The organism is Mucilaginibacter arboris (genome assembly GCF_009754915.1).
GTDB classification, from domain to species: Bacteria; Bacteroidota; Bacteroidia; order Sphingobacteriales; family Sphingobacteriaceae; genus Mucilaginibacter_A; species Mucilaginibacter_A arboris.
This window is the reverse complement of record NZ_WPIK01000010.1, coordinates 101,841-122,529: the sequence shown is the minus strand read 5'-3', so window position 1 is coordinate 122,529 and position 20,689 is coordinate 101,841. Positions and strand designations below refer to the sequence as shown.

Annotated in this window: 18 protein-coding genes; 4 read left to right on the top strand and 14 right to left on the bottom strand. The window is 40.2% G+C overall.

Features of this window, described 5'->3' with window-relative positions:
- Nucleotides 1-136: 136 nt before the first annotated feature.
- The 13 genes from GO621_RS12550 to GO621_RS12490 form a co-directional block, all read right to left on the bottom strand.
- Nucleotides 137-928: an NIPSNAP family protein gene (locus GO621_RS12550; protein WP_157567522.1), complete on the bottom strand. Its 792-nt coding sequence runs from the start codon at nt 926-928 to the stop codon at nt 137-139.
- A gap of 58 nt (nt 929-986) precedes the next feature.
- On the bottom strand, nt 987-2,705 hold the full coding sequence (locus tag GO621_RS12545) for a GMC oxidoreductase (protein WP_157567521.1): 1,719 nt from the start codon (nt 2,703-2,705) through the stop codon (nt 987-989).
- Nucleotides 2,698-3,255, bottom strand: coding sequence for a gluconate 2-dehydrogenase subunit 3 family protein (locus GO621_RS12540; protein ID WP_157567519.1), 558 nt, complete (start codon nt 3,253-3,255; stop codon nt 2,698-2,700). Before GO621_RS12540 ends, GO621_RS12545 begins: the two co-directional genes overlap by 8 nt.
- A gap of 103 nt (nt 3,256-3,358) precedes the next feature.
- Entirely contained in the window at nt 3,359-4,156 is a 798-nt protein-coding gene (locus GO621_RS12535; protein WP_232335650.1) for a 3-keto-disaccharide hydrolase, read from the bottom strand.
- A gap of 9 nt (nt 4,157-4,165) precedes the next feature.
- Nucleotides 4,166-5,041 carry a sugar phosphate isomerase/epimerase family protein gene (locus GO621_RS12530; RefSeq protein WP_157567517.1) on the bottom strand — a complete coding sequence of 292 codons (876 nt, stop codon included), beginning with the start codon at nt 5,039-5,041 and terminating at the stop codon, nt 4,166-4,168.
- Nucleotides 5,042-5,077: 36 nt separating this feature from the next.
- Nucleotides 5,078-5,959 carry a hydroxypyruvate isomerase family protein gene (locus GO621_RS12525; RefSeq protein WP_157567515.1) on the bottom strand — a complete coding sequence of 294 codons (882 nt, stop codon included), beginning with the start codon at nt 5,957-5,959 and terminating at the stop codon, nt 5,078-5,080.
- A gap of 11 nt (nt 5,960-5,970) precedes the next feature.
- On the bottom strand, nt 5,971-7,233 hold the full coding sequence (locus GO621_RS12520) for a nucleoside permease (RefSeq protein ID WP_157567513.1): 1,263 nt from the start codon (nt 7,231-7,233) through the stop codon (nt 5,971-5,973).
- A gap of 34 nt (nt 7,234-7,267) precedes the next feature.
- Complete coding sequence (locus GO621_RS12515; protein WP_157567511.1) at nt 7,268-7,705, bottom strand: c-type cytochrome; 438 nt, start codon at nt 7,703-7,705, stop codon at nt 7,268-7,270.
- 91 nt (nt 7,706-7,796) lie between these two features.
- Nucleotides 7,797-8,849, bottom strand: coding sequence for a sugar phosphate isomerase/epimerase family protein (locus GO621_RS12510; RefSeq protein ID WP_157567510.1), 1,053 nt, complete (start codon nt 8,847-8,849; stop codon nt 7,797-7,799).
- Nucleotides 8,850-8,855: 6 nt separating this feature from the next.
- On the bottom strand, nt 8,856-10,007 hold the full coding sequence (locus GO621_RS12505) for a Gfo/Idh/MocA family protein (RefSeq protein ID WP_232335649.1): 1,152 nt from the start codon (nt 10,005-10,007) through the stop codon (nt 8,856-8,858).
- Nucleotides 10,008-10,026: 19 nt separating this feature from the next.
- Entirely contained in the window at nt 10,027-10,599 is a 573-nt protein-coding gene (locus GO621_RS12500; protein WP_157567508.1) for a gluconate 2-dehydrogenase subunit 3 family protein, read from the bottom strand.
- Nucleotides 10,600-10,627: 28 nt separating this feature from the next.
- A complete protein-coding gene (locus GO621_RS12495; protein ID WP_157567506.1) occupies nt 10,628-12,055 on the bottom strand; it encodes a Gfo/Idh/MocA family protein in 1,428 nt (475 codons plus the stop codon).
- Nucleotides 12,056-12,093: 38 nt separating this feature from the next.
- Nucleotides 12,094-13,773, bottom strand: a complete 1,680-nt coding sequence (locus GO621_RS12490) for a GMC oxidoreductase (protein ID WP_157567504.1) — start codon at nt 13,771-13,773, stop codon at nt 12,094-12,096.
- 565 nt (nt 13,774-14,338) lie between these two features.
- On the opposite strand from GO621_RS12490, the gene mnmA reads away from it, so the two are divergent.
- From mnmA to mqnC, 4 genes are all read left to right on the top strand, one after another.
- On the top strand, nt 14,339-15,427 hold the full coding sequence (gene mnmA, locus GO621_RS12485) for a tRNA 2-thiouridine(34) synthase MnmA (protein ID WP_157567502.1): 1,089 nt from the start codon (nt 14,339-14,341) through the stop codon (nt 15,425-15,427).
- A 131-nt stretch (nt 15,428-15,558) separates the two neighbouring features.
- A complete protein-coding gene (gene topA / locus GO621_RS12480) occupies nt 15,559-17,901 on the top strand; it encodes a type I DNA topoisomerase (protein WP_157567500.1) in 2,343 nt (780 codons plus the stop codon).
- A gap of 46 nt (nt 17,902-17,947) precedes the next feature.
- On the top strand, nt 17,948-18,352 hold the full coding sequence (locus GO621_RS12475) for a hypothetical protein (protein WP_157567498.1): 405 nt from the start codon (nt 17,948-17,950) through the stop codon (nt 18,350-18,352).
- A 279-nt stretch (nt 18,353-18,631) separates the two neighbouring features.
- Nucleotides 18,632-19,756 carry a cyclic dehypoxanthinyl futalosine synthase gene (gene mqnC / locus GO621_RS12470; RefSeq protein ID WP_157567496.1) on the top strand — a complete coding sequence of 375 codons (1,125 nt, stop codon included), beginning with the start codon at nt 18,632-18,634 and terminating at the stop codon, nt 19,754-19,756.
- 73 nt (nt 19,757-19,829) lie between these two features.
- On the opposite strand, the gene GO621_RS12465 is transcribed toward mqnC, so the two are convergent.
- Nucleotides 19,830-20,681: a ferritin-like domain-containing protein gene (locus GO621_RS12465; RefSeq protein WP_157567494.1), complete on the bottom strand. Its 852-nt coding sequence runs from the start codon at nt 20,679-20,681 to the stop codon at nt 19,830-19,832.
- Nucleotides 20,682-20,689: the final 8 nt, after the last annotated feature.

Here is a 20,689-nt window from a genome sequence, read left to right as displayed (position 1 = left end):
AAGTATTAAAATGGTTTATTGATTGGTTAGCATCAAAGGAAATGCTTTTCAATTATAGAAATTTAAGCTTGTATATATAAACACAAATACTGCTTTTACCAGTACAAAATTAGCATGGTAAAAACAGTATGAACACTTATATTTGAGAGTAAGGAGCCGGAACAAGAAACGTGGAGGTAATGCGGGAAACATTTTTTTTGTCTGAATATTCGGGCATGGAACTGATCCTTTTCCAATCCGGATCGCTGCCAAAGGCCTTCCATTTAGCATCGTGGTCTTCCATGTTGTCAAACGTAATTAGGTAAGTTAAATTCGGCCGCATCTCTCCAATCAAAGTTTCCGCAAAAAATACCGGTTTAAAATTGAGCCTTTTAAATATGGCTGCTTCTCCCGCCTCGTTAAACATCTCGATCTTCTTTTTCCCGGTGAGTTCGCTTGCGCTTTCATATCGTCTCAATTCAAAAAAACGTTCCTTTTTTTCAGGTGCCATTAGTTTTGGGGTAGATGCAAAAGCCTGCAAAAGGGAACTTTCTATCCGGTCGTAAGCCGGGCCTGTTGCCTGCGCTTGCAAATATGCCGCACCTGCTTTTTGATAAGTTGCATCTTTTAATAAATTATCCTGAACTTTTAAAAAAGCTTCTAAAGAGGCAAAAGGTATCAGCACAAAAATGCGCGTTTGCCCTTCCGGTTTCATTTCTGTAAACACACCGATATTTTTGCTTCCTAATTTATTTAATGCCGGAATGGCTGCCTGCTGAAAATAATCTTCCACCAGTTTTTGCTGGGCCTGGTCTTTCAGTTTATAAACCCTCAACTCATAAAATTCGGTAGCTGTTTTTTTCTGAGCATCTACATCTGCAACAGCCGATAAAACATTAGCTGTTAATCCTGCAGTTACAGCAGTTTTAATAAAAGAGCTTCTTTTCAAGATTTTAGTTTTTAATTGATGTTACTTTATTAATCAAATTATCGGCATAAAAGAAGCATCAGGCCAGTTCCTTCCGGTTTAACTGGTCAACAGCATAATCAGCAGCGCGGGCAGTTAAAGCCATATAAGTAAGCGAAGGGTTTTGTGATGAAGTGGAAGTCATGCAGGCGCCATCCGTTACAAAAACATTTTTGCATTCGTGCAACTGGTTCCATTTATTTAGCAGGGAGGTTTTTGGGTCTTTGCCCATTCTTACGCCGCCCATTTCATGAATATCTAAACCAGGTGCCTGATGCGAATCACTGATCTTGATATTTGTAAAACCAGCCTTGGTGTACATTTCTGTAAACTGTTCAAAGAAATCTTTCACCATTTTTTCATCATTGTCATCATAAGCGATAGAAATATCAAGCAGCGGCATTCCCCAATCGTCTTTCCGGTTTTTATCCAATCTTACAAAGTTTGTTTCTTTTGGGATTGTTTCCCCCATCATGTGCGACCCAACTTTCCAGGGCGATAATTGCGGATGCAGCATGTTTTCTTTAAAACTGCTGCCAACGCCTTTTGAATCGGCAATAGAACTTCTGTAAGAACCAAAACCTGCTGCGTAGCCGCGCAAAAAGTCCGTTTCCTGTTTATAAACATTTCTGAAACGCGGCATGTAACCTCCGCCTGCGGGGTTTCTGCCATCTATTGTCAGATCTTTAAACCCATCGTATTCTGCATTAATCCTTGCCCGATAGTTATGAAAAGCAACGTATTTGCCTAACAAACCGCTATCATTACCTAAACCATTTGGAAAACGGTTTGAAGTTGAATTGAGCAACAATAAATTAGTATTGATGGCGGCTGCGTTTACAAAAATAATTTTAGCATAGTACTCTGTTGTTTCTTTAGTGTGGGCATCAATCACCCTTACACCTGTGGCTTTGCCTTTTTGTTCATCGTAAATTATAGCTTGCACAACTGCGTTAGTACGCATGGTTAAATTACCCGATTTTTCTGCCCATGGAATAGTTGACGAATTTGCGCTAAAATATCCACCAAACGGGCAACCGCGCTGGCATAAAACCCGGTTCTGGCATTGGCCTCTGCCCTGATCGTAATGAATTTTGTTGGGTTTTGATAAATGCGCACAACGGGCACTGATAACATGCCTGTTTTTATAGTTAGCGTTTACTTGTTTTTTAAAGTAATCTTCCACACAACTAAGCGGATAAGCTGGTAAAAATTCGCCGTCAGGCAAATTATCAATACCATCGCGGTTTCCCGAAATACCGGCAAACTTTTCTACATAACTATACCAGGGAGCAATATCTTTATAACGGATAGGCCAATCTACAGCAAAACCATCACGTGCAGGCCCTTCAAAATCAAAATCGCTCCAGCGTTGTGTTTGCCTTGCCCAAAGCAATGATTTTCCTCCAACCTGATAGCCGCGGATCCAATCAAAAGGTTTAGTTTGAACATAAGGATGGTCTGTATCTTTTACAAAAAAATGTTCCGCATCTTCACGGAAAGCATAACACCTGCTTACAGAAGGGTTTGCTTCGCGAATATCCAGCGGAATTTCTCCGCGATGTTCAAATTCCCAGGGATATTTGTTTGTAGTTGGATAATCTTTAATATGCTTTACATCCCGGCCCCGTTCTATCATTAACGTTTTAAGTCCTTTTCCGGTCAGTTCTTTTGCTGCCCAGCCACCGCTCATTCCAGAACCAATTACAATAGCATCAAAAGTTTGTGTCTTAATGCTGTCTATATTAAGATTAGCCATTTTTAGCGTGATTTTTTAAATTTTTAACAGGAAAATAACCATTGTACCTTCCCGGAACCAGTTCGTAAGGAAGTTTTGTTGTCATAACATATTTAGACATGCCGTAACCCTGCACCGTTAACTGCTTTTGCATCTGGTAAAAAGCTGTTAAAGCAGGTTCTGTCTGCTTGTTTTGCTCTATGCTGAGCAATACATCTTCCCGTTGTTTTGGTGTACATTCAGCAAAAGAATGTTTATAACGTGCTTTTGTAAAATCTTCCAGTTGCGCCAATCCTTTTATAAAATTGTCCTGGTCTTTTTTATTATGGCAATCGTCCATCATCTTCAATACAAACTGATGCACATTTAAAGCCTTAGCACCGGGAGAATCTGTTTGCGGAATGATCGTTTCGGCAACATTTGCAACCAGTTTTTCCTGCGCAGCGTTAATGTGCATTTTATTTAGCTTGATCGAAACCTTTCCGTCCTCATGCTTTAAACACGAAGGAAAAAGAAAAACACCACTGGCTAAAATGGTCATGTTTTTAATAGCAGATCGCCTGTTCATCATCTGTGTACTTTAAGTTTTTATGTTGTTTAGCTGTTTCAGGCTGAAGAATAAGAAGCGGGCATAAACCTCATGCTTCTTTTACCGGCCTAAAATTTACCTGCATTTACAATTCCCTCACCCAAATATTACGATAGCTAATTGGTTCACTTTTATCACCATGGGCTTGCAATTTAATAGGTGCGCCGCCACTGTAAGCTTTGTAAACCGGCTGGCCAACATAAAGCGTTTCTCCTTTTAAAACAATATGGTTTTGCACCAATACGCCATTAAATATAACCGTTACAGTTGCAGGTGTATTAACAGAACCGTCTGTTTTAAAAGTTGGCGCCTGCCAGATTACATCGTACGTTTGCCACTCGCCTGGTTTTTTGTTTGCGTTTACCAGCGGAATAAATTGTTTATAGATACTGCCTGCCTGCCCGTTTACATAAGTTTTGTTGTTGTACGAATCCAGGATTTGCAGTTCGTAACCTGCATCGCCTTTTCCGGTAGAAGCTAAAAAAACACCGCTGTTTCCACGAAGCTGGCCTTCACCGGTAATATTTGTTGGGATTTTCCACTCCACATGCAACTGGTAATTGCTAAATTTTCTCTTCGTTTCAATATTTCCCGTTCCTTTTTTAACCGTAAAATAATCGCCTTCCACAGTCCAGTCAGCCGGTTTACTATTATCTTCCGTAGAAACCCATTGGTTAAGGTTGCCTTTGCTAAACAAGATGATCGCGTCTGAAGGCGGATCGGTATTGGTTTTTCCGGGAGTTACTACAGGCGGAACAGGTTCGTAAAACTCGGTATCTTCATGTTTTGCAGTTTGTTGTGCATTGGCCATAAAAAAACCCCCTGCTAAAATGGTTGTCAACAAAATAGATTTACGCATATTTTTTGCAGATAAAAGAAGCATGAACTAAATTTATTTAAGCAGTTCGTTTTTGATGTAAGTTGAGCTTTGGGCGATGCTTTGATAAGGATCGATATTGGTAAAATTTTCCTGTTCCATAAAAATATGCTTCAACCCTGAAACTTGTGCCAAAGCAAAAATCTTTTTGAAATCAATGCTGCCGCTGCCAATCTCGGTATTTAATTCAGGCTTGGTTTTATCCATATCCTTAATGTGCCACATTGGAAAACGGCCGGGATATGCTTTAATTAACTTTTCTGGGTCTTGGCCTGCGCGTACAACCCAATAAATATCCATTTCAAAACTCACTAATTTTGGATCGGTTTCTTTTAGCAAAACATCATACAACATGGTTCCATCAATTGGCTTAAATTCAAAATCATGATTATGATAAGCTAATTTTAAACCTGATTGCTTACAAAGTTCTGCTGCCTTGTTCATATTTGATGCAAGCTTTTTAAAGTCGTCCACCGATTTGCGCATATCTGCACCTAAATAAGGAACGGTTAAATAACTTTGGCCTGCTGTTTTAGCAACTTCAATATAAGTTTTCAGGTCATCACTGCTTCCGCCATTTAAAAACGGATCAATCCCGTAATGGCCACTTGGCGTAACCATTCCATTGTCTGCTAAAGTTTGTTTAAACTCTTTCGGGCTTAAACCAAAAAATCCTTTTTCTTTATCGTAACCAAAAGTTTCCAGTTCCTGATAGCCAGCTTTTGCAGCTTTTGCAATTACTCCTTTTATATCTTTACCAATTTCATCGCGTAAGCTATACAATTGCAAGCCAACTTTATAAGCAGGTTTGGCAAAAAGTAAATCTGGCTGAAGCCACAGGGCAGCAGCAGCAAAACTGGTTTGTGCTAAAAAACTTCTTCTTGTTGTCATTCTTGGTCAATAGGTTTTATAATTGGAAACTGGAACTTACACATCACATATTTCAATTGCTTTTTTTAGCGATGCAATTTTATCTTTTTGCTTCGGAATAAACTCCTGGGCCACATAACCTTTAAAGCCGGTTTTTACAATTGCCCGCATAATAGCCGGATAATATAATTCCTGAGTATCATCAATCTCATTTCTGCCCGGCACGCCGCCAGTATGGTAATGCGCAATGTATTGATGATAATCTGTAATATTTCTGATGATATCGCCTTCGTCAATTTGCATGTGGTAAATATCGAACAGCAATTTAAAATTTTCAGAACCCATTCTTTTAGCTAATTCTCCGCCCCATGAAGTACGGTCGCACTGGTAATCTTTATGGTTAATTTTACTGTTTAGCAGTTCCATTACCAGCACCACTTTGTGTTTTTCGGCCAGGCCAATTACTTTTTTTAAACCTTCTACACAATTGTTCCAGCCGGTTTCGTTATCCATACCTTCCCTGCTTCCGCTGAAACAGATCAGGTTTTTGTATCCGGCTTTTGCAACCAGCGGAATCATCTCAGAATAATTCTTCACCAAAGTTTCGTGGTATTTTTTATTGTTGAAACCTTCCGTCAAACTAATCTCGGCACCGTTGCACATGGGTGAATCCATTCCATGGTTTTTCAGGATTGGCCATTCTTTTGGACCGATCAGATCGATTCCTTTAATACCGATTTTTTTTGCCTGTATGCAAAGTTCATCCAACGATAAATCATTATAGCACCAACGGCAAACCGAATGATTGATGTTTCCTTTAAGTGCTAAGGGTTCCATTTTTAGTGTGGTAAAAGAAGCAATTGTACTGCCGGCAGCAACAGTTGCTGTACCGGCAAGTAAGTTTTTGATAGCAGAACGGCGGTTTTGTTTTGATGCCATAATTTTATCGGTTAAACATCTAAACGCATATCTTTTTGCTCGTCGAGGTTCAAAGCAGGATCAGTTGCCATGCTGTTTTTATCCCTAAAAAATAAGAGGAACAAAACCATAACTACTGCGGCTATTCCTGCCGGTATCAGCCAAATGGTTTGCCAGTTATGGGCTGTTTCTGATGTTTTATATTGATCAACAATACGTCCGGCAATTAAAGAACCAATCAGCATTCCGACACCATAAGTAGCTAAAGTAATAAAACCCTGGGCGGCACTTTTAAAACGTTCTCCTGCCAGGTTATCCGTATAAATTTGTCCGGTAACGAAGAAGAAATCATAACAAACGCCATGTAAAACAATACCTAAAATTAGCATCCAGTAATTGGAATTGGCATCGCCATAGGCAAACAAAACGTAGCGTAAAGCCCAGGCCAGCATTCCTACAGCAAGCATTTTTTTAACACCTAACCTTACAAAAAAGAAAGGGATCATCACCATAAATAATATTTCTGATACCTGCCCAAGTGATTGCGTTACCGTTGTTGCCTGCATGCCTTTTTCCTGGAAAAAAGGATTGGCAAAACCATAATAGAATGCAAGCGGAATACAAATGGCTATAGAAGCAATAAAAAAAATGAGATAAGAACTGTTTTTAAGCAAACGGATAGCATCCAAACCTAAAATTTCGCCAATAGTTGTACTTTCCCCACGTTTAACAGGAGGTGTTGAAGGCAGCGTAAAACTGAATAAACCAAGCACAACAGATGCAATAGCAGCCATTTTAAAAGTGTTTACCAATGCTGCTTCTCCGCCTTGTTTGTCCCAGTTTAACCAACTGATTAATGCTCCTGCCACGATCCATCCAATAGTTCCTAATACCCGGATTGGCGGAAATTCTTTACTTGGGTTTTGCATTTGCCGGAAAGAAACAGAATTAACCAATGCCAGCGTTGGCATGTACAGAATCATGTAAACTAAAATAACCGGGTAAAAAGAACTGAAATTTGTTGCTGTTGATGCCCACCAAAGCAGCGCCCCGCCTAATAAATGCAAAACACCCAGGATTTTTTGTGCGGAGAAAAACTTATCGGCAATTAAACCGATAATAAACGGCGCAACAATAGCGCCGATGGATTGTGTGGTAACAGCCGCACCGACTTCTATTCCGGATGTTTTTAAGTCTTTTAATAGATATGTTCCTAAAGTTACAAACCATCCGCCCCAGATAAAAAATTCCAGGAACATCATGGCAGATAACTTGGTGCGGATAGCAGCAGTCATAATTGGTTTAGTTTAAGGTTAGATTAAATTGGATTTATTTTAAAGACAGAACATATTTTGCCATTTCCTTAGCATCAGCTAAAGCTAAATTTGGATGTGGGGTCATCGGTACATCGCCCCAAACACCTTTACCGCCGGAAATGATTTTATTAGCCAGATAAGTGATATTTTTATCGTTTGAAGGATATTTTTTAGCAACATCTTTATAAGCCGGCCCGACTAATTTTTCCTGCTCTTTGTGGCAACCCAAACAATCAGCCGAAGCAATTAATTGTGCACCTTTTGAAGGGGCGTTGCCTGCATTAGAATCTGTACCAATTTTAGTCGCATTGGTATCGGCGTCGCTTTCCTGGCTTTTTGCGCTTTGATTGGCTGCTGTTGTACTGTCGTTGCTTACATTTTGATCAGACTTATTGTTACTGCATGCGGCAATAACGGCACAAAGGCTAAGGATAATAGCTGTTTTTTTCATGGTGATAATTTAATTTTTGAAGCTGCTGAAGTATTATCGAGAAAAGCTTTTCGTCTGATTTCCTTTACAACTACAATAGTTTGTATTTAATTTATATTCCTAATAAAGTTCTGTTAAAAGAAGCATCCGCACCGGAAGCGGCAAAATCATCAAATGCTTTGTCGGTTACCCGGATAATATGGTTTCTGATAAATTCTGCCCCTTCCCTAGCGCCGTCTTTCTGATTTTTAAGTGCGCACTCCCATTCTAAAACTGCCCAGCCTTTGTAATCGTAAGCAGCCATTTTACTAAAAATAGCTTTGAAATCAACCTGGCCATCGCCTAAAGAACGGAAACGGCCGGCACGATCAATCCAATTTTGGTAACCGCCGTAAACGCCTTGTTTTCCTGTTGGGTTAAATTCTGCATCTTTTACATGAAACATTTTAATGCGTTCGTGGTAATTGTCGATGTAAGCCAAGTAATCCAAACACTGCAATACAAAATGCGAAGGATCATAAAGCAGGCAGGCACGAGGATGGTTATTCACTTTTTCCAAGAACATTTCGTAGCTTATGCCATCATGCAGGTCTTCTCCCGGATGGATTTCATAACATAAATCTATTCCGCATTCATCAAACTCATTTAAAATAGGTAACCATCGATTTGCTAATTCTGTAAAACCAGTTTCTACCAAACCAGCCGGCCGTTGCGGCCAGGGATAAACCATCGGCCATAATAAAGCACCGCTAAAAGTAGCATGTGCTTTTAATCCTAAATTCTGTGATGCTTTTGCGGCATATTTTAATTGCTGAATTGCCCATTCTTTCCGGGCGTTTGGATTGTTACGATATTGCTCAGGCGCGAAAGCATCAAATAAAGTATCGTAAACAGGATTTACAGCAACTAACTGTCCCTGTAAATGCGTTGATAGTTCCGTTATTTCTAACCCGAAACTATTTACTTTTCCTTTCAAGTCATCCGCATATGTTTTACTTTCTGCTGCTAATTTTAGGTCGATAAAAGAAGCATTGTTAGTAGGTAACTGGATGCCCTGAAAACCAAGATCGGCAGCCCAGCGACAAATAGCATCTAAACTGTTAAAAGGTGCTTCATCACCAATAAATTGTGCTAAAAATATAGCTGGGCCTAATAAAGTAGTCATAGTAAATTATATGGTAAAATCAGTCCATTTTTTTTCTGATTTGCCGGAAGCAATTACGTTTTCTATAAATGCCATTCCGCGCACGCCTTCTTCAATTCCCGGAAAATCCAACCATTCTTTTTCAGGCTTTTTTCCTTCTAAACCTGCTTTTATAGTAAAAGCGAAATTTTTATAAAGATTGGCAAAAGCTTCCAGGTAACCTTCGGGATGGCCAGCAGGTGTCCGTGTATTTTGTTGCGCAAAAGAACTGGTATAACCTCCGCCCGTACGCCAGATTTCTACCGGTTTGTCGAGCAGCATTACCTTTAAAGTATTTGCATCTGCCTGTTGCCACTCTAATCCTCCTTTTTCTCCGTAAACTCTTATTTTAACATTGTTTTCTTCTCCGGCAGCAACTTGCGTGGCTACTAAAATACCGCTTGCTCCGTTGCTGAATTTTAACAATACGGCACCGTCATCATCTAACTGACGGCCTTGTACCATTATATTTATATCAGCACAAAGCTTTTCAATTTGTAAACCGGAAACATATTCGCATAAATTAAAAGCATGTGTGCCAATATCGCCCATTGCCCCGGCAATGCCGCTTTTTGTCGGGTCTGTGCGCCAGGATGCTTGTTTATTGTCTGTTCCTTCTTCAAATTTACTTAACCAGCCTTGCGGATATTCTACATAAACTTTTCTGATTTTTCCAAGTTTGCCAGACAAAACAATCTGCCTTGCTTCTTTTACCATCGGATAACCGGTATAAGTATGGGTGAGGCAGAAAAGATTTCCGGTTTGTTCAATTACTTGCTGTAAGTCTTTTGCTTCCTGAAGCGAAAAAGTTGCAGGTTTATCCAGGATAACATGAAAACCATTTTCCAATGCTTCTTTTGCAGGTGCAAAATGGACATGGTTTGGTGTAACAATGCTGATAACCTGTACCCGTTCGTTTTCCGGAAGTTGCTTTTCTTTTTCGATCAGTTCCTGCCAGGAATTATAAATCCGATTGTCGGGCAAATTTAGTAACAAACCGCTTGCTTTTGATTTTGCAGGATCACTGCTGAAAGCGCCACAAACTAATTCATACTGATCGTCCATTCGTGCAGCAATGCGATGAACAGCACCAATAAAAGCACCTTGTCCGCCACCAATCATTCCTAATCTTAGTCTCATTATTAACTTTTTGTATTGATTAGGAAAGTGCCCAGGCTTTTTCACCTTTTTTATAAGGCACATCGCCATCATATTTTCCAGGAACCGGCAAATAATGTAAAGCTTTGGTTGCGCCAACTTCTGAAGTGAAATAGCCTAACATCGTGAGCTCTTTCATCATCCTGAAATAATGGTTCGGGTCTTCTTTCTTTTTAGTTTTTTGATAGGCTTTCTGCTCGTTATCCAAATCTACCAGCAAAGCTGTACGCTGTTTCGGGTCGGACTCTAAAAACTTCTTGCCGTTCTTTTTCTGGCTTGCTTCATCCAACTGGGATAAGCCTTTGGTAAACACTTTCTGGTCTTTTGGCAAATAACAATCTTTTACCATTACCGCCATAAACTTACCAATACCGGCAGCTTTAGCACCAGGCGTATTGGTAGCAGGGAAAATAGTATTGCCCACTTCATCTAAAAAACTAATTTGCTCTTTACTAAATAGTTCGCTTACTTTTTCGTGCGTTGATTTACATCCACCTTGTACAAAAAGCTCGGCGCCTACTATTGTTCCGCCAAGCAGCCAGGCAATTTTGGTAACAGCTTCTCTTCTATCCATATTTTTAGTGCATAAAAACAGTATGTTATTAAACTTTTAAATTATTCCAGCCCTGACGGTAATCGCGTTTTACAAAACGGTTTACATCATCAAAATTGGTAATCTTCATATTTTGGTTATCCCAAAGCATTTTTATATGGCCGCCTTTTAAATCATTTCCCCTTACTGCTAAATTTGCCATCAGTAATGCTTCTGTTAACGGGCCGGCAACTTCAAATGGTGAACTCACTTGTTTTTTGCCATAACCTGCCAAACATGCTTCTACCCATTGTCCGTAATGGCCTTCGGCCTGGCCTGGCACACGCTCTATGGTTTGCTTAACCTGTACTTCATTGGTGCGGGATGTTGGTAATAATTTAGGATCAGCAGAATAAGTACTGGCAATCATTTTTCCTTTTGTACCGATAAATAGCGTTCCGTTTCCGTCGTCGCCAAACTTTTCGTTTGCGCCTAATTCTTCAGGCCTTTCCGGCTGTATGCCCCCATCCATCCAATGCAGCGTTATATCTCCTTTTGTTTTGTTTGTTTTGGGGAAAGTTAGGGTAATATGGCTGGAAGGCGGACAACTATCCGGAAAAATACCGCGTTTAAATTCATCTACATAAACACTTCCCACACTTGCCTGTACATCTTTTGCGTATTGCAAACCCAATACCCGGAAAGGCGCTTCTACCAAATGGCAACCCATATCGCCTAAAGCGCCCGTACCGTAATCCCACCAGCCGCGCCAGTTAAAAGGGATTAGTTTATCTACATAATCTTTCTGAGGAGCTGTGCCTAACCACAAATCCCAATCTAACTCTTTAGGAACTTCTGCTTTTGTTGTTGGCCATGGAATACCTTGCGGCCAGACCGGGCGATTTGTCCAGCAGTAAACCGTATGCACATCTCCAATCAAATCATTATCGTACCATTCTGTTAATTGCCGTGTTCCGTCATTCGATGCGCCCTGGTTGCCCATTTGGGTTACCACTTTATATTTCTTAGCTGCTTCCGTTAACATCCGCGCTTCGTAAATATCATGTGTTAACGGCTTTTGCACGTACACATGTTTGTGGTGTTGCATGGCAGCCAAAGTAATAATGGCATGGTTATGATCTGGTGTTGATACTGAAACCGCATCTATGTGTTTTGCTTCTTTATCAAAAAGTTTCCGCCAGTCTTTGTAGTATTTTGCTTTCGGAAAACTTGCTACAGATTTTGCAGCACGACGATCGTCCACATCACACAAAAAACCAATTTCAGCCTTACCGCTTTTATAAAAATTGGTTAGATCACTTTCACCTTTTCCACCAACGCCGATGCCGGCAATTATCAATTTATCACTTGGTGCTGTGTATCCTTTTCCGCCTAAAACAAAGCGCGGAACGATGGTAAAAGCCGCAGCAGTAATTGCAGCATTTTTTATAAAAATGCGCCGGTTTACTGTTTTTTGCTGATCGTTTTCTTTAGTCATGAGAATAAAATGCTTCTTTTATCACTTAAATTTCAGTATCAAACATTCAACTTTTTCATTTCACCAACAGCATGGTCAACAGCACGGGCGGTAAGTGCCATATAAGTAAGCGAAGGGTTCTGGCAAGCAGCCGATGTCATGGCAGCACCATCTGTTACGTAAACATTGGTTGCATCCCAAACCTGGTTGTGCTTGTTTAATACGGAGGTTTTCGGATCAAGGCCCATACGTGCAGTTCCCATTTCGTGGATACCTCCACCTAAATTATAACCATTATTATAAACTTTTACATCTTTTAAACCGGCAATTTCCATCATTTCTTTGGCATCCTGCATCATATCTACACGCATTTTCTGCTCGTTATCTTTAATGGTTGCGTCCATTGCCAAAACCGGCAGTCCCCATTTATCTTTTTTTGTTTTATCGAGATAAGTACGGTTTTCATGATAAGGCAGCGTTTCGCCAAAGGCACCTAAACCCATCGTCCAGCTTCCTGGTTCTGATAGTGCATCTTTAAAATCTCCGCCAATATTCATTTCGGCAATTTCACGGCTCCAGCCTTCCCTGCTCGCACTTCCCTGGTATCCAAAACCGCGGATATAATCTCTTTTATCACCAAATAAATTGCGGAAACGGGGTACATAAATACCATTGGCACGGCGGCCAAAGTAGTATTTATCTTCAAACCCTTCAACCCTGCCTTTTGCACCACAACGAAAGTGATGGTCCATTAAATTATGGCCCAGTTCGCCACTGCTGCTGCCTAAACCATCCGGCCAGACATCGGTAGCAGAATTCATTAAAACCCAGGCAGAGTTTAAGGTAGAAGCATTCAGGAAAATTACTTTCGCTTTGTACTCGTAAGTTTGATTGGTTTCTGCATCAAGCACTTCCACTCCGGTTGCCTTCTTGCTGTTTTTATCATACAAAATTTTAGTAACGATAGAAAACGGGCGAAGCGTTAAATTACCCGTGGCCACAGCTGCTGGCAAAGTAGAAGATTGCGTGCTGAAATAAGCACCAAAAGGGCAACCCAGCCAGCATTTATTTCTATATTGGCAGTTAGTCCTGTTTTTAAGCGCTTCGGTAATATTGGCTACTCTTCCAATAACCATGTGGCGCATATTTTTATAATGTGATTTGATACGTGCAGCTACGTCTTTTTCTACCACGTTCATTTCCATAGGCGGCATAAAATCGCCATCCGGCAATTGCGGCAAGCCATCGCGGTTGCCACTAATTCCTGCAAATTTTTCTACATAACTGTACCAGGGAGCTAAATCCTTGTAACGGATAGGCCAGTCAATAGCAATACCATCTTTAGCATTCGCTTCAAAATCATAATCGCTCCAGCGGTAAGATTGCCTGCCCCACATTAAAGAGCGTCCGCCAACATGATAGCCGCGAAACCAATCAAACGGTTTTACTTCGACATAAGGGCTTTCCTTTTCATTTGTCCAGTAATCGAGGTTCATTTCGTTCAAAGTATAATCTCTGCTTAAAACGGGATAATCCTTGATCATTTCCTGGGTTTTACCTCCGCGGTGCGGAAACTCCCAAGGCGCTTTATTGGCATTTACATAATCTTTGATGTGCTCAATATTTCTACCGCGTTCTAAAAGGATGGTTTTTAGCCCCTTTTCCGTAAGTTCTTTGGCGGCCCAGCCGCCAGAAATACCGGAACCAATAACAATAGCATCATACACGTTGCTGGCCATAAATTAAAATAAGAAGATTATAAAAAGTTAACTGGTTGTAAAGGCTAATGTAGAAATTACTTTTACTATTTCTTTTTAAAGATAAAAAAAGTTATAAAATGACTATCATTTGCAGAAATAGTGTCTGCAAATTTAAGGGCCTGTTTAAATTTTGTCCTTTTGTTTGATGCTCCTTTTATGCCATAAATTTTAAATGCCCTGTGCTTTTGGTTTTTTGGCTAAAGCCTGTTGTCGGTTATCCTTTGTCCACGGCCTGAAGGCCGTGGCAACTGTAATTTAAACCTGACTGGGAGCTCTTATCTATACAGGGCGATTGGTATCGACAAACAGAAAATCTGTCGTAAAACCAAGCTTTGAAATTGCCACGGCCTTTAGGCCGTGGGTTGTATAAACGCAGGTAGCGGCTTTAGCCAAAAAAGAAGCATACAAAAAATGGGGAATAAATTTTAAACAGATCCTAAACCTCATTAGAGATAAGTGTTGTTGCTTCAGTATTTACCTAAGCCTGACCCATGCTCTTTTTATATGTTAAATTCATATATTACTTTTGCACTTTAAATTACAGATGAGTAAGCACGGAAGAATATTAGTAGCCATGAGCGGCGGGGTTGATAGTTCGGTAGCAGCAGTAATGCTGCACGAGCAGGGCTACGAAGTGATTGGCCTGACCATGAAAACCTGGGATTATGCTTCCTCCGGCTCCAGTTCTAAAGAAACAGGCTGTTGCAGTTTAGATAGCATCAATGATGCGCGTGCACTGGCTGTTGGATATGGTTTTCCGCATTACATCCTGGATATCCGAAGCGAATTTGGTGGTTCTATCATCAATAATTTTGTAGGTGAATACCTCTCAGGCCGTACACCAAACCCCTGCGTGCTCTGCAACACCCACATTAAATGGGAAGCTTTATTAAAAAGAGCGGACAAATTAGACTGCGAATTTATTGCAACAGGCCATTACGCTAATATCAGGAAGCAGCATAACGGCCGTTATGTAATTTCTAAAGGCCGCGACGAACACAAAGACCAATCTTATGTTTTATGGGGCGTTTCTCAAAAAAACTTAGCCCGGACCCATTTTCCACTAGGATCGTACACTAAAGCTGAGATTAAGAGTATGGCCGTAGAAATGGGGCAGTTAGAACTGGCTAACAAAAGCGAAAGCTATGAAATTTGTTTTGTGCCTGATAACGATTACCGTGCCTTTTTAAAGCATCAGGTAGAAGATCTGGAAGAAAGGGTTGCAGGCGGAAATTTTGTTTTAGGTGACGGAACAATAGTTGGCAAGCATCAGGGCTATCCTTTTTACACGATCGGCCAACGCAAAGGTTTGGGTATTGCTTTAGGAAAACCGATGTTTGTTACTAAAATCGACCCAAATACAAATACTGTTGTTTTAGGTGAACAGGAAGACTTGGAAAGCAGTGAAGCCTGGGTACGTGATTTTAATCTGATCAAATACGATAATTTGAATAACAGCGTTGATGCAATTACCAAAATACGTTATAAAGACCAGGGGGCTTTAAGTACAGTTACTCAAATGAACGACCATCTGAAAATAGATTTTCATCACAAAGTTGCAGGTATTGCACCTGGACAATCAGCTGTTTTTTATGAAGGGAATGATCTGCTGGGCGGAGGATTTTTAATTTGACCGATAACAATATCAACTACTTCTTTTATCGATACTTTTTTCTAAATGCAATTTTGCTATATATAATAAATAGCAGCAAATATTGCGTTTGGAGTTTGTATATGCTTACTTTGCAAAAACTATCCTATTAAATGGCAAAAAATTTACTAATTGTAGAATCACCGGCAAAAGCCAAAACCATTGAAGGATATCTGGGCAAAGATTTTACTGTGAAATCGAGCTATGGACATATTCGCGATTTAGTAAAATCTGAAGACGCCATTGATATTGCTAACGGCTTTACACAAAAATATGAAGTTCCTGCTGATAAAAAGCAGGTGGTGAACGAGTTAAAGAAATTAGCTAAAGAAGCAGACATTATATGGCTCGCTTCCGATGAAGACCGTGAAGGCGAAGCCATTTCCTGGCATTTGTTTGAAACTTTAGGTTTAAAAGATGCCAATACCCGCCGTATTGTTTTTCATGAAATTACCAAACCGGCAATTTTAAAAGCGATTGAATCTCCACGAAAAATAGATTATAACTTAGTAAATGCCCAACAGGCACGCCGGGTATTAGACCGTTTGGTTGGTTTTGAACTGTCTCCTGTGCTATGGAAAAAGATAAAACCTTCACTTTCTGCAGGACGCGTACAATCTGTTGCGGTCCGGTTAATTGTAGAGCGCGAACGGGAAATCAACAAATTTAAACCTGAAGCTGCTTACCGCGTGGTTGCTGTTTTTACCACCGGAAAAAACAGGGAAGTATTTAAAGCAGAGTTACCAACACGTTTTGTACAGCAAAGCGATGCAGAAAAATTTCTGAATGATTGTGCCGATGCTATCTTCAACATTAGCAGTTTAGAAACCAAACCTTCTAAACGTGCCCCGGCTGCACCATTTACTACTTCTACATTGCAACAGGAAGCAAGCAGAAAACTGGGCTTTTCGGTATCCAGAACAATGTCTTTAGCACAACGTTTATACGAATCCGGAAAGATTACTTATATGCGTACCGATTCGGTTAACTTATCGGATACAGCTTTGGACGCAGCAGCAAAAGAAATTAATTCTGCCTTTGGCGAGAAATATTATCAGTTCAGAAAATATAAAACCAAATCAGCCGGTGCACAGGAAGCACACGAAGCTATTCGTCCAACCTACTTCAACCATCATACTACCGATGGCGATTCTGCTGAAGTACGTTTGTATGAACTGATCTGGAAACGTTCTATCGCTTCGCAAATGAGCGAAGCTTTATTTGAAAAAACAACTGCTAAAATCAGCATCTCGACCAGGAAAGATGAGCTGGTTGCAAACGGCGAAGTATTAAGGTTTGACGGTTTTTTAAAAGTTTACTTAGAATCATCTGATGAGGAAGAGGAAAACAAAAACGATCACAACAGTGAGAATGCCATTTTACCGCCGCTAACAAAAGGCCAGCAGTTAAACCTGCGGGATTTGAATGCAACTGAACGTTTTACCCGTCCGCCAGCCCGAAATACCGAAGCAAGCTTAGTTAAAAAACTGGAAGAACTGGGCATCGGCCGGCCATCAACCTACGCTCCTACTATTTCTACCATCCAAAACCGTGGTTATGTAGTAAAGGAAGACCGCGAAGGCAAAACGCGCAATTACCATGTGTTAACGCTGATAAATAAAAAAGTTGTTAAAGAGCAGAAATCAGAAATTACAGGTGCCGAAAAAGCAAAATTATTCCCGACAGATATTGGTGTTGTGGTAAATGATTTTCTGGTACAGCATTTTAACGGCATTGTAGATTATCATTTTACAGCAGGCGTAGAAAAAAAGTTTGATGAAATTGCACAAGGTTTGGAAGACTGGACAAAAATGCTCCATAAATTTTATGAGCCTTTTCATCAGGAAGTAGAAGAAACCATTAAAACGGCTGATAAGGCAAGAGGCGAACGCGATTTAGGAATCGACCCAAAAAGCGACAAAAAAGTATCTGTACGAATTGGCCGTTACGGGCCATTTGTACAAATTGGCGAAGCCGTGGAAGGTGAAGAAAAACCTGCTTATGCCAGTCTTCGTGCCGGACAAATGATTGAAACCATTACTTTAGAAGAAGCGCTTGAACTGTTTAAGCTTCCGAAAAAGATCGGTGTTTTTGAAGATAAAGAGATGACGGTTGCCATCGGTAAATTTGGGCCTTATATCCGCCATAACAGCATGTTTTATTCGCTGCCAAAAGGTGTTGACCCTTTGGATGTAGATGAAAAAGCCGGTATCGAAATTATTGAAAACAAACGCCAGGCCGATGCAGATAAGCTGATCAAATCTTTTAAAGAAGATCCGGAAATGCGTATTGAAAATGGACGTTGGGGACCGTACATCAAATCCGGAAAACTCAACGTAAAAATCCCAAAAGGAAAAGAAGCAGCAGAACTGACCTACGAAGATTGTAAAGTTTTAGCAGATGCTGCTGAAAAAGAGCCTAAAAAACCGGCGAAAAAATTTGCTAAGAAAAAATAATCTCAACCTGTTGGCATTAGTTAACAGGTTTACTTTGTAATATTAAATGCTTAAAGACCTGCCTCAAAATAAAGTTGAAGACGTAGCTATTGCCGTAGCACTGGAAGCTGAAAACGTGGAAAGTAAAGTTTGGTATGTTTACCTCATCAACCTAAAAAACCAGGAAATTGAAAATGCGCTGATTACTTCCCGCGGATACGGTTACAAAGATGGCGAAGAAGTAAAAACCTCTACATTACGTCATGTTTTTCCAAAAGTAGAAGCCCGGAGTTTTGCTTTGATTGAACCAATTGACGAACAAACTTTTGGCCTTAACAACGAATACTGGCTGAGCTATTATATCAAAGACCAGATTTTCGATAAAAAATTTATTTTTCTGCCCGAAAGTATTGTCGAATCCAACTTTATCCGTTTACCGGTTTTAAATAAACCTGGCGTAATGATCCGATGAAAAACTAAAAAGCTTTAATTATTACCGATGCTTCTTTTATCGCCTAAAAATTAATATTGAATTAAGTTCTGTTGTCCTGAACTTGTTTCAGGTCCTCTCGTGAAAAGCATCTTTATAGATCCTGAGAATCCTGAAACAAGTTCAGGATGACAATCACAATGCTTCTTTTATCACCTAAAAATCAGCATATTTTGCTGATGCTTCTCTCCTTCTCCACCGGATTGTAAGTTTAATTCAGCATTTATTTTATATCAACTGCTTCTACTTATCTTTGTTATTATGAAAACAGCAGAACTGTTAGGCCGCGTAAGCAAGTTTGAGTTTTTAACGGTTGAAGAAGGCCTTTTTCTTTACAACAATGCTTCTACAGCCGAACTGATGTTTACGGCCAATGAGTTAAGAAAAATCCAGGTCCCTCACGGCAAAGTTACCTGGCAAATAGACCGAAATGTAAACACGACCAATGTTTGTATTGCCAACTGCAAGTTCTGTAACTTTTTTCGGCGGCCGGGACACGAAGACAGTTACATTACCGACATAGAAACCTACAAACAAAAAATTGAAGAAACTTTTCGTTACGGTGGAGACCAGTTGCTGTTACAGGGCGGCCACCATCCCGATTTGGGTTTACAGTTTTATGTAGATTTATTTAAGCAATTAAAAGAGCTTTATCCTGATTTAAAACTACATTCTTTGGGTCCGCCGGAAATTGCACATATTGCCAAATTGGACAAGTTAAGCCATACAGAAGTTTTATCTGCCTTAAAAGAAGCAGGTTTAGATTCGCTTCCCGGAGCAGGCGCAGAAATTTTAAATGACCGCGTCCGTCGTTTAATCTCAAAAGGAAAATGCGGCGGAAAAGAATGGTTGGATGTAATGCGTGCTGCCCATCAGCTTAATTTGCCAAGTTCTGCAACTATGATGTTTGGCCATGTAGAAACGTTAGAAGAACGTTTTGAGCATTTGGTTTGGATCCGCGAAGTACAAGCCGAAAAACCTGCTGATGCTTATGGTTTTGTAGCTTTTATTCCATGGCCTTTTCAGGATGACGGGACTTTGCTGCGTAAAGTCCGTGGCATCACCAATAATGTTAGCGGAAACGAATATATCCGGATGATTGCATTAAGCAGGATTATGCTGCCGAATATTAAAAATATTCAGGCTTCCTGGTTAACGGTTGGAAAACAAGTTGCGCAACTGTGTTTACAGGCTGGTGCAAATGATTTTGGTTCTATTATGATTGAAGAGAATGTAGTATCAGCAGCCGGCGCACCGCATCGTTTTACCGCAAAAGGAATACAGGATGCGATTATTGAAGCAGGTTTTGAACCACAATTACGCAACCAGAAATACCAGTGGCGGGAACTTCCTGCCCAGTTAGAAGAGCAGGTGATTAATTATTGATGCTTCTTTTATGGCATAAAAAAAGAGCGAAAAATTTTCGCTCTATTTTTTATTATAAAATTTTAAGCTATTCCTATTTAAAGAATGGCGTTACAATTTGCACTACTTGCGGCATAGTTAATGGCTCATCAAAAGCCTCTGTTGCAGCATTAACAGATGTATTTCCGCTAACTCCAGGCAAGTTTGTAATGGTAACCGGACCTTGAACCACATTATCTTCTCCAGCATAGCTGGCATTAACCGAAGTTCCAATACCTGTATCGTTTGCACCGGTAATCCAAGGTTTAATACTAACACCTCTTGCCCTGCGCAACATTCTTAAATGTGAAGCATGACGGGCTTCTACAGAATGGATATTCAAAGCAGCCGTTAAAACAGTTTTGTTACGAAGTAGAGCTGTAGCTTGTCCTTTATAAGCTCTTACGCCTGTATCTTCAAAAGTTTCGGCAACAGCCAGCCAGATATCACTGCTGGTGTAAACCATAGGGAAAGTTCCTTTGGCAGTAAAGTCAAAATTTGCAGCTGTAAAATTAACCGGTGTACCGCCTAACTGAGTAATTACACCTTGTAAATATTTCACGTGGTTATTTTCGTCTGTCTGTATTAAGGTTAAACCTGCTAATTCGCTTGCACTAAGACCAGCTTTCATTGTGGCAAATGTGGTTGAAGTTAATCCGGCGTTATAAAAATTAGCTTCCAAAAACTCTAATTGTAACGCATAGTTTAACACACCAACAATAGCGCTTGTAGACTGCTGTGCATAAGCTTTCTTAAACAAAGAACCTAAAGCAAAGGGCAAAGCAGCAACAGCTACCTTTGAACCAAAGCTGGTGATATTCTTTATTGCAGCACGGCGCGGGCTGATTTTTTCCTGAAATTCAGGATCAACTTTTTCTATTTCTTCAATTATATTTAATAAGTCCATGATTAGTT

Coding starts and splice junctions, on each gene's coding strand:
- GO621_RS12505 (WP_232335649.1), bottom strand. CDS start 10,007: ATGAGACTAAGATTAGGAATGATTGGTGGCGGACAAGGTGCTTTTATT.
- GO621_RS12535 (WP_232335650.1), bottom strand. CDS start 4,156: ATGCTTCTTTTATCTGCAAAAAATATGCGTAAATCTATTTTGTTGACA.
- GO621_RS12475 (WP_157567498.1), top strand. CDS start 17,948: ATGCTTAAAGACCTGCCTCAAAATAAAGTTGAAGACGTAGCTATTGCC.
- GO621_RS12545 (WP_157567521.1), bottom strand. CDS start 2,705: ATGGCTAATCTTAATATAGACAGCATTAAGACACAAACTTTTGATGCT.
- mnmA (WP_157567502.1), top strand. CDS start 14,339: ATGAGTAAGCACGGAAGAATATTAGTAGCCATGAGCGGCGGGGTTGAT.
- GO621_RS12540 (WP_157567519.1), bottom strand. CDS start 3,255: ATGATGAACAGGCGATCTGCTATTAAAAACATGACCATTTTAGCCAGT.
- GO621_RS12515 (WP_157567511.1), bottom strand. CDS start 7,705: ATGAAAAAAACAGCTATTATCCTTAGCCTTTGTGCCGTTATTGCCGCA.
- GO621_RS12500 (WP_157567508.1), bottom strand. CDS start 10,599: ATGGATAGAAGAGAAGCTGTTACCAAAATTGCCTGGCTGCTTGGCGGA.
- GO621_RS12490 (WP_157567504.1), bottom strand. CDS start 13,773: ATGGCCAGCAACGTGTATGATGCTATTGTTATTGGTTCCGGTATTTCT.
- mqnC (WP_157567496.1), top strand. CDS start 18,632: ATGAAAACAGCAGAACTGTTAGGCCGCGTAAGCAAGTTTGAGTTTTTA.
- GO621_RS12465 (WP_157567494.1), bottom strand. CDS start 20,681: ATGGACTTATTAAATATAATTGAAGAAATAGAAAAAGTTGATCCTGAA.
- topA (WP_157567500.1), top strand. CDS start 15,559: ATGGCAAAAAATTTACTAATTGTAGAATCACCGGCAAAAGCCAAAACC.
- GO621_RS12530 (WP_157567517.1), bottom strand. CDS start 5,041: ATGACAACAAGAAGAAGTTTTTTAGCACAAACCAGTTTTGCTGCTGCT.
- GO621_RS12525 (WP_157567515.1), bottom strand. CDS start 5,959: ATGGCATCAAAACAAAACCGCCGTTCTGCTATCAAAAACTTACTTGCC.
- GO621_RS12520 (WP_157567513.1), bottom strand. CDS start 7,233: ATGACTGCTGCTATCCGCACCAAGTTATCTGCCATGATGTTCCTGGAA.
- GO621_RS12510 (WP_157567510.1), bottom strand. CDS start 8,849: ATGACTACTTTATTAGGCCCAGCTATATTTTTAGCACAATTTATTGGT.
- GO621_RS12495 (WP_157567506.1), bottom strand. CDS start 12,055: ATGACTAAAGAAAACGATCAGCAAAAAACAGTAAACCGGCGCATTTTT.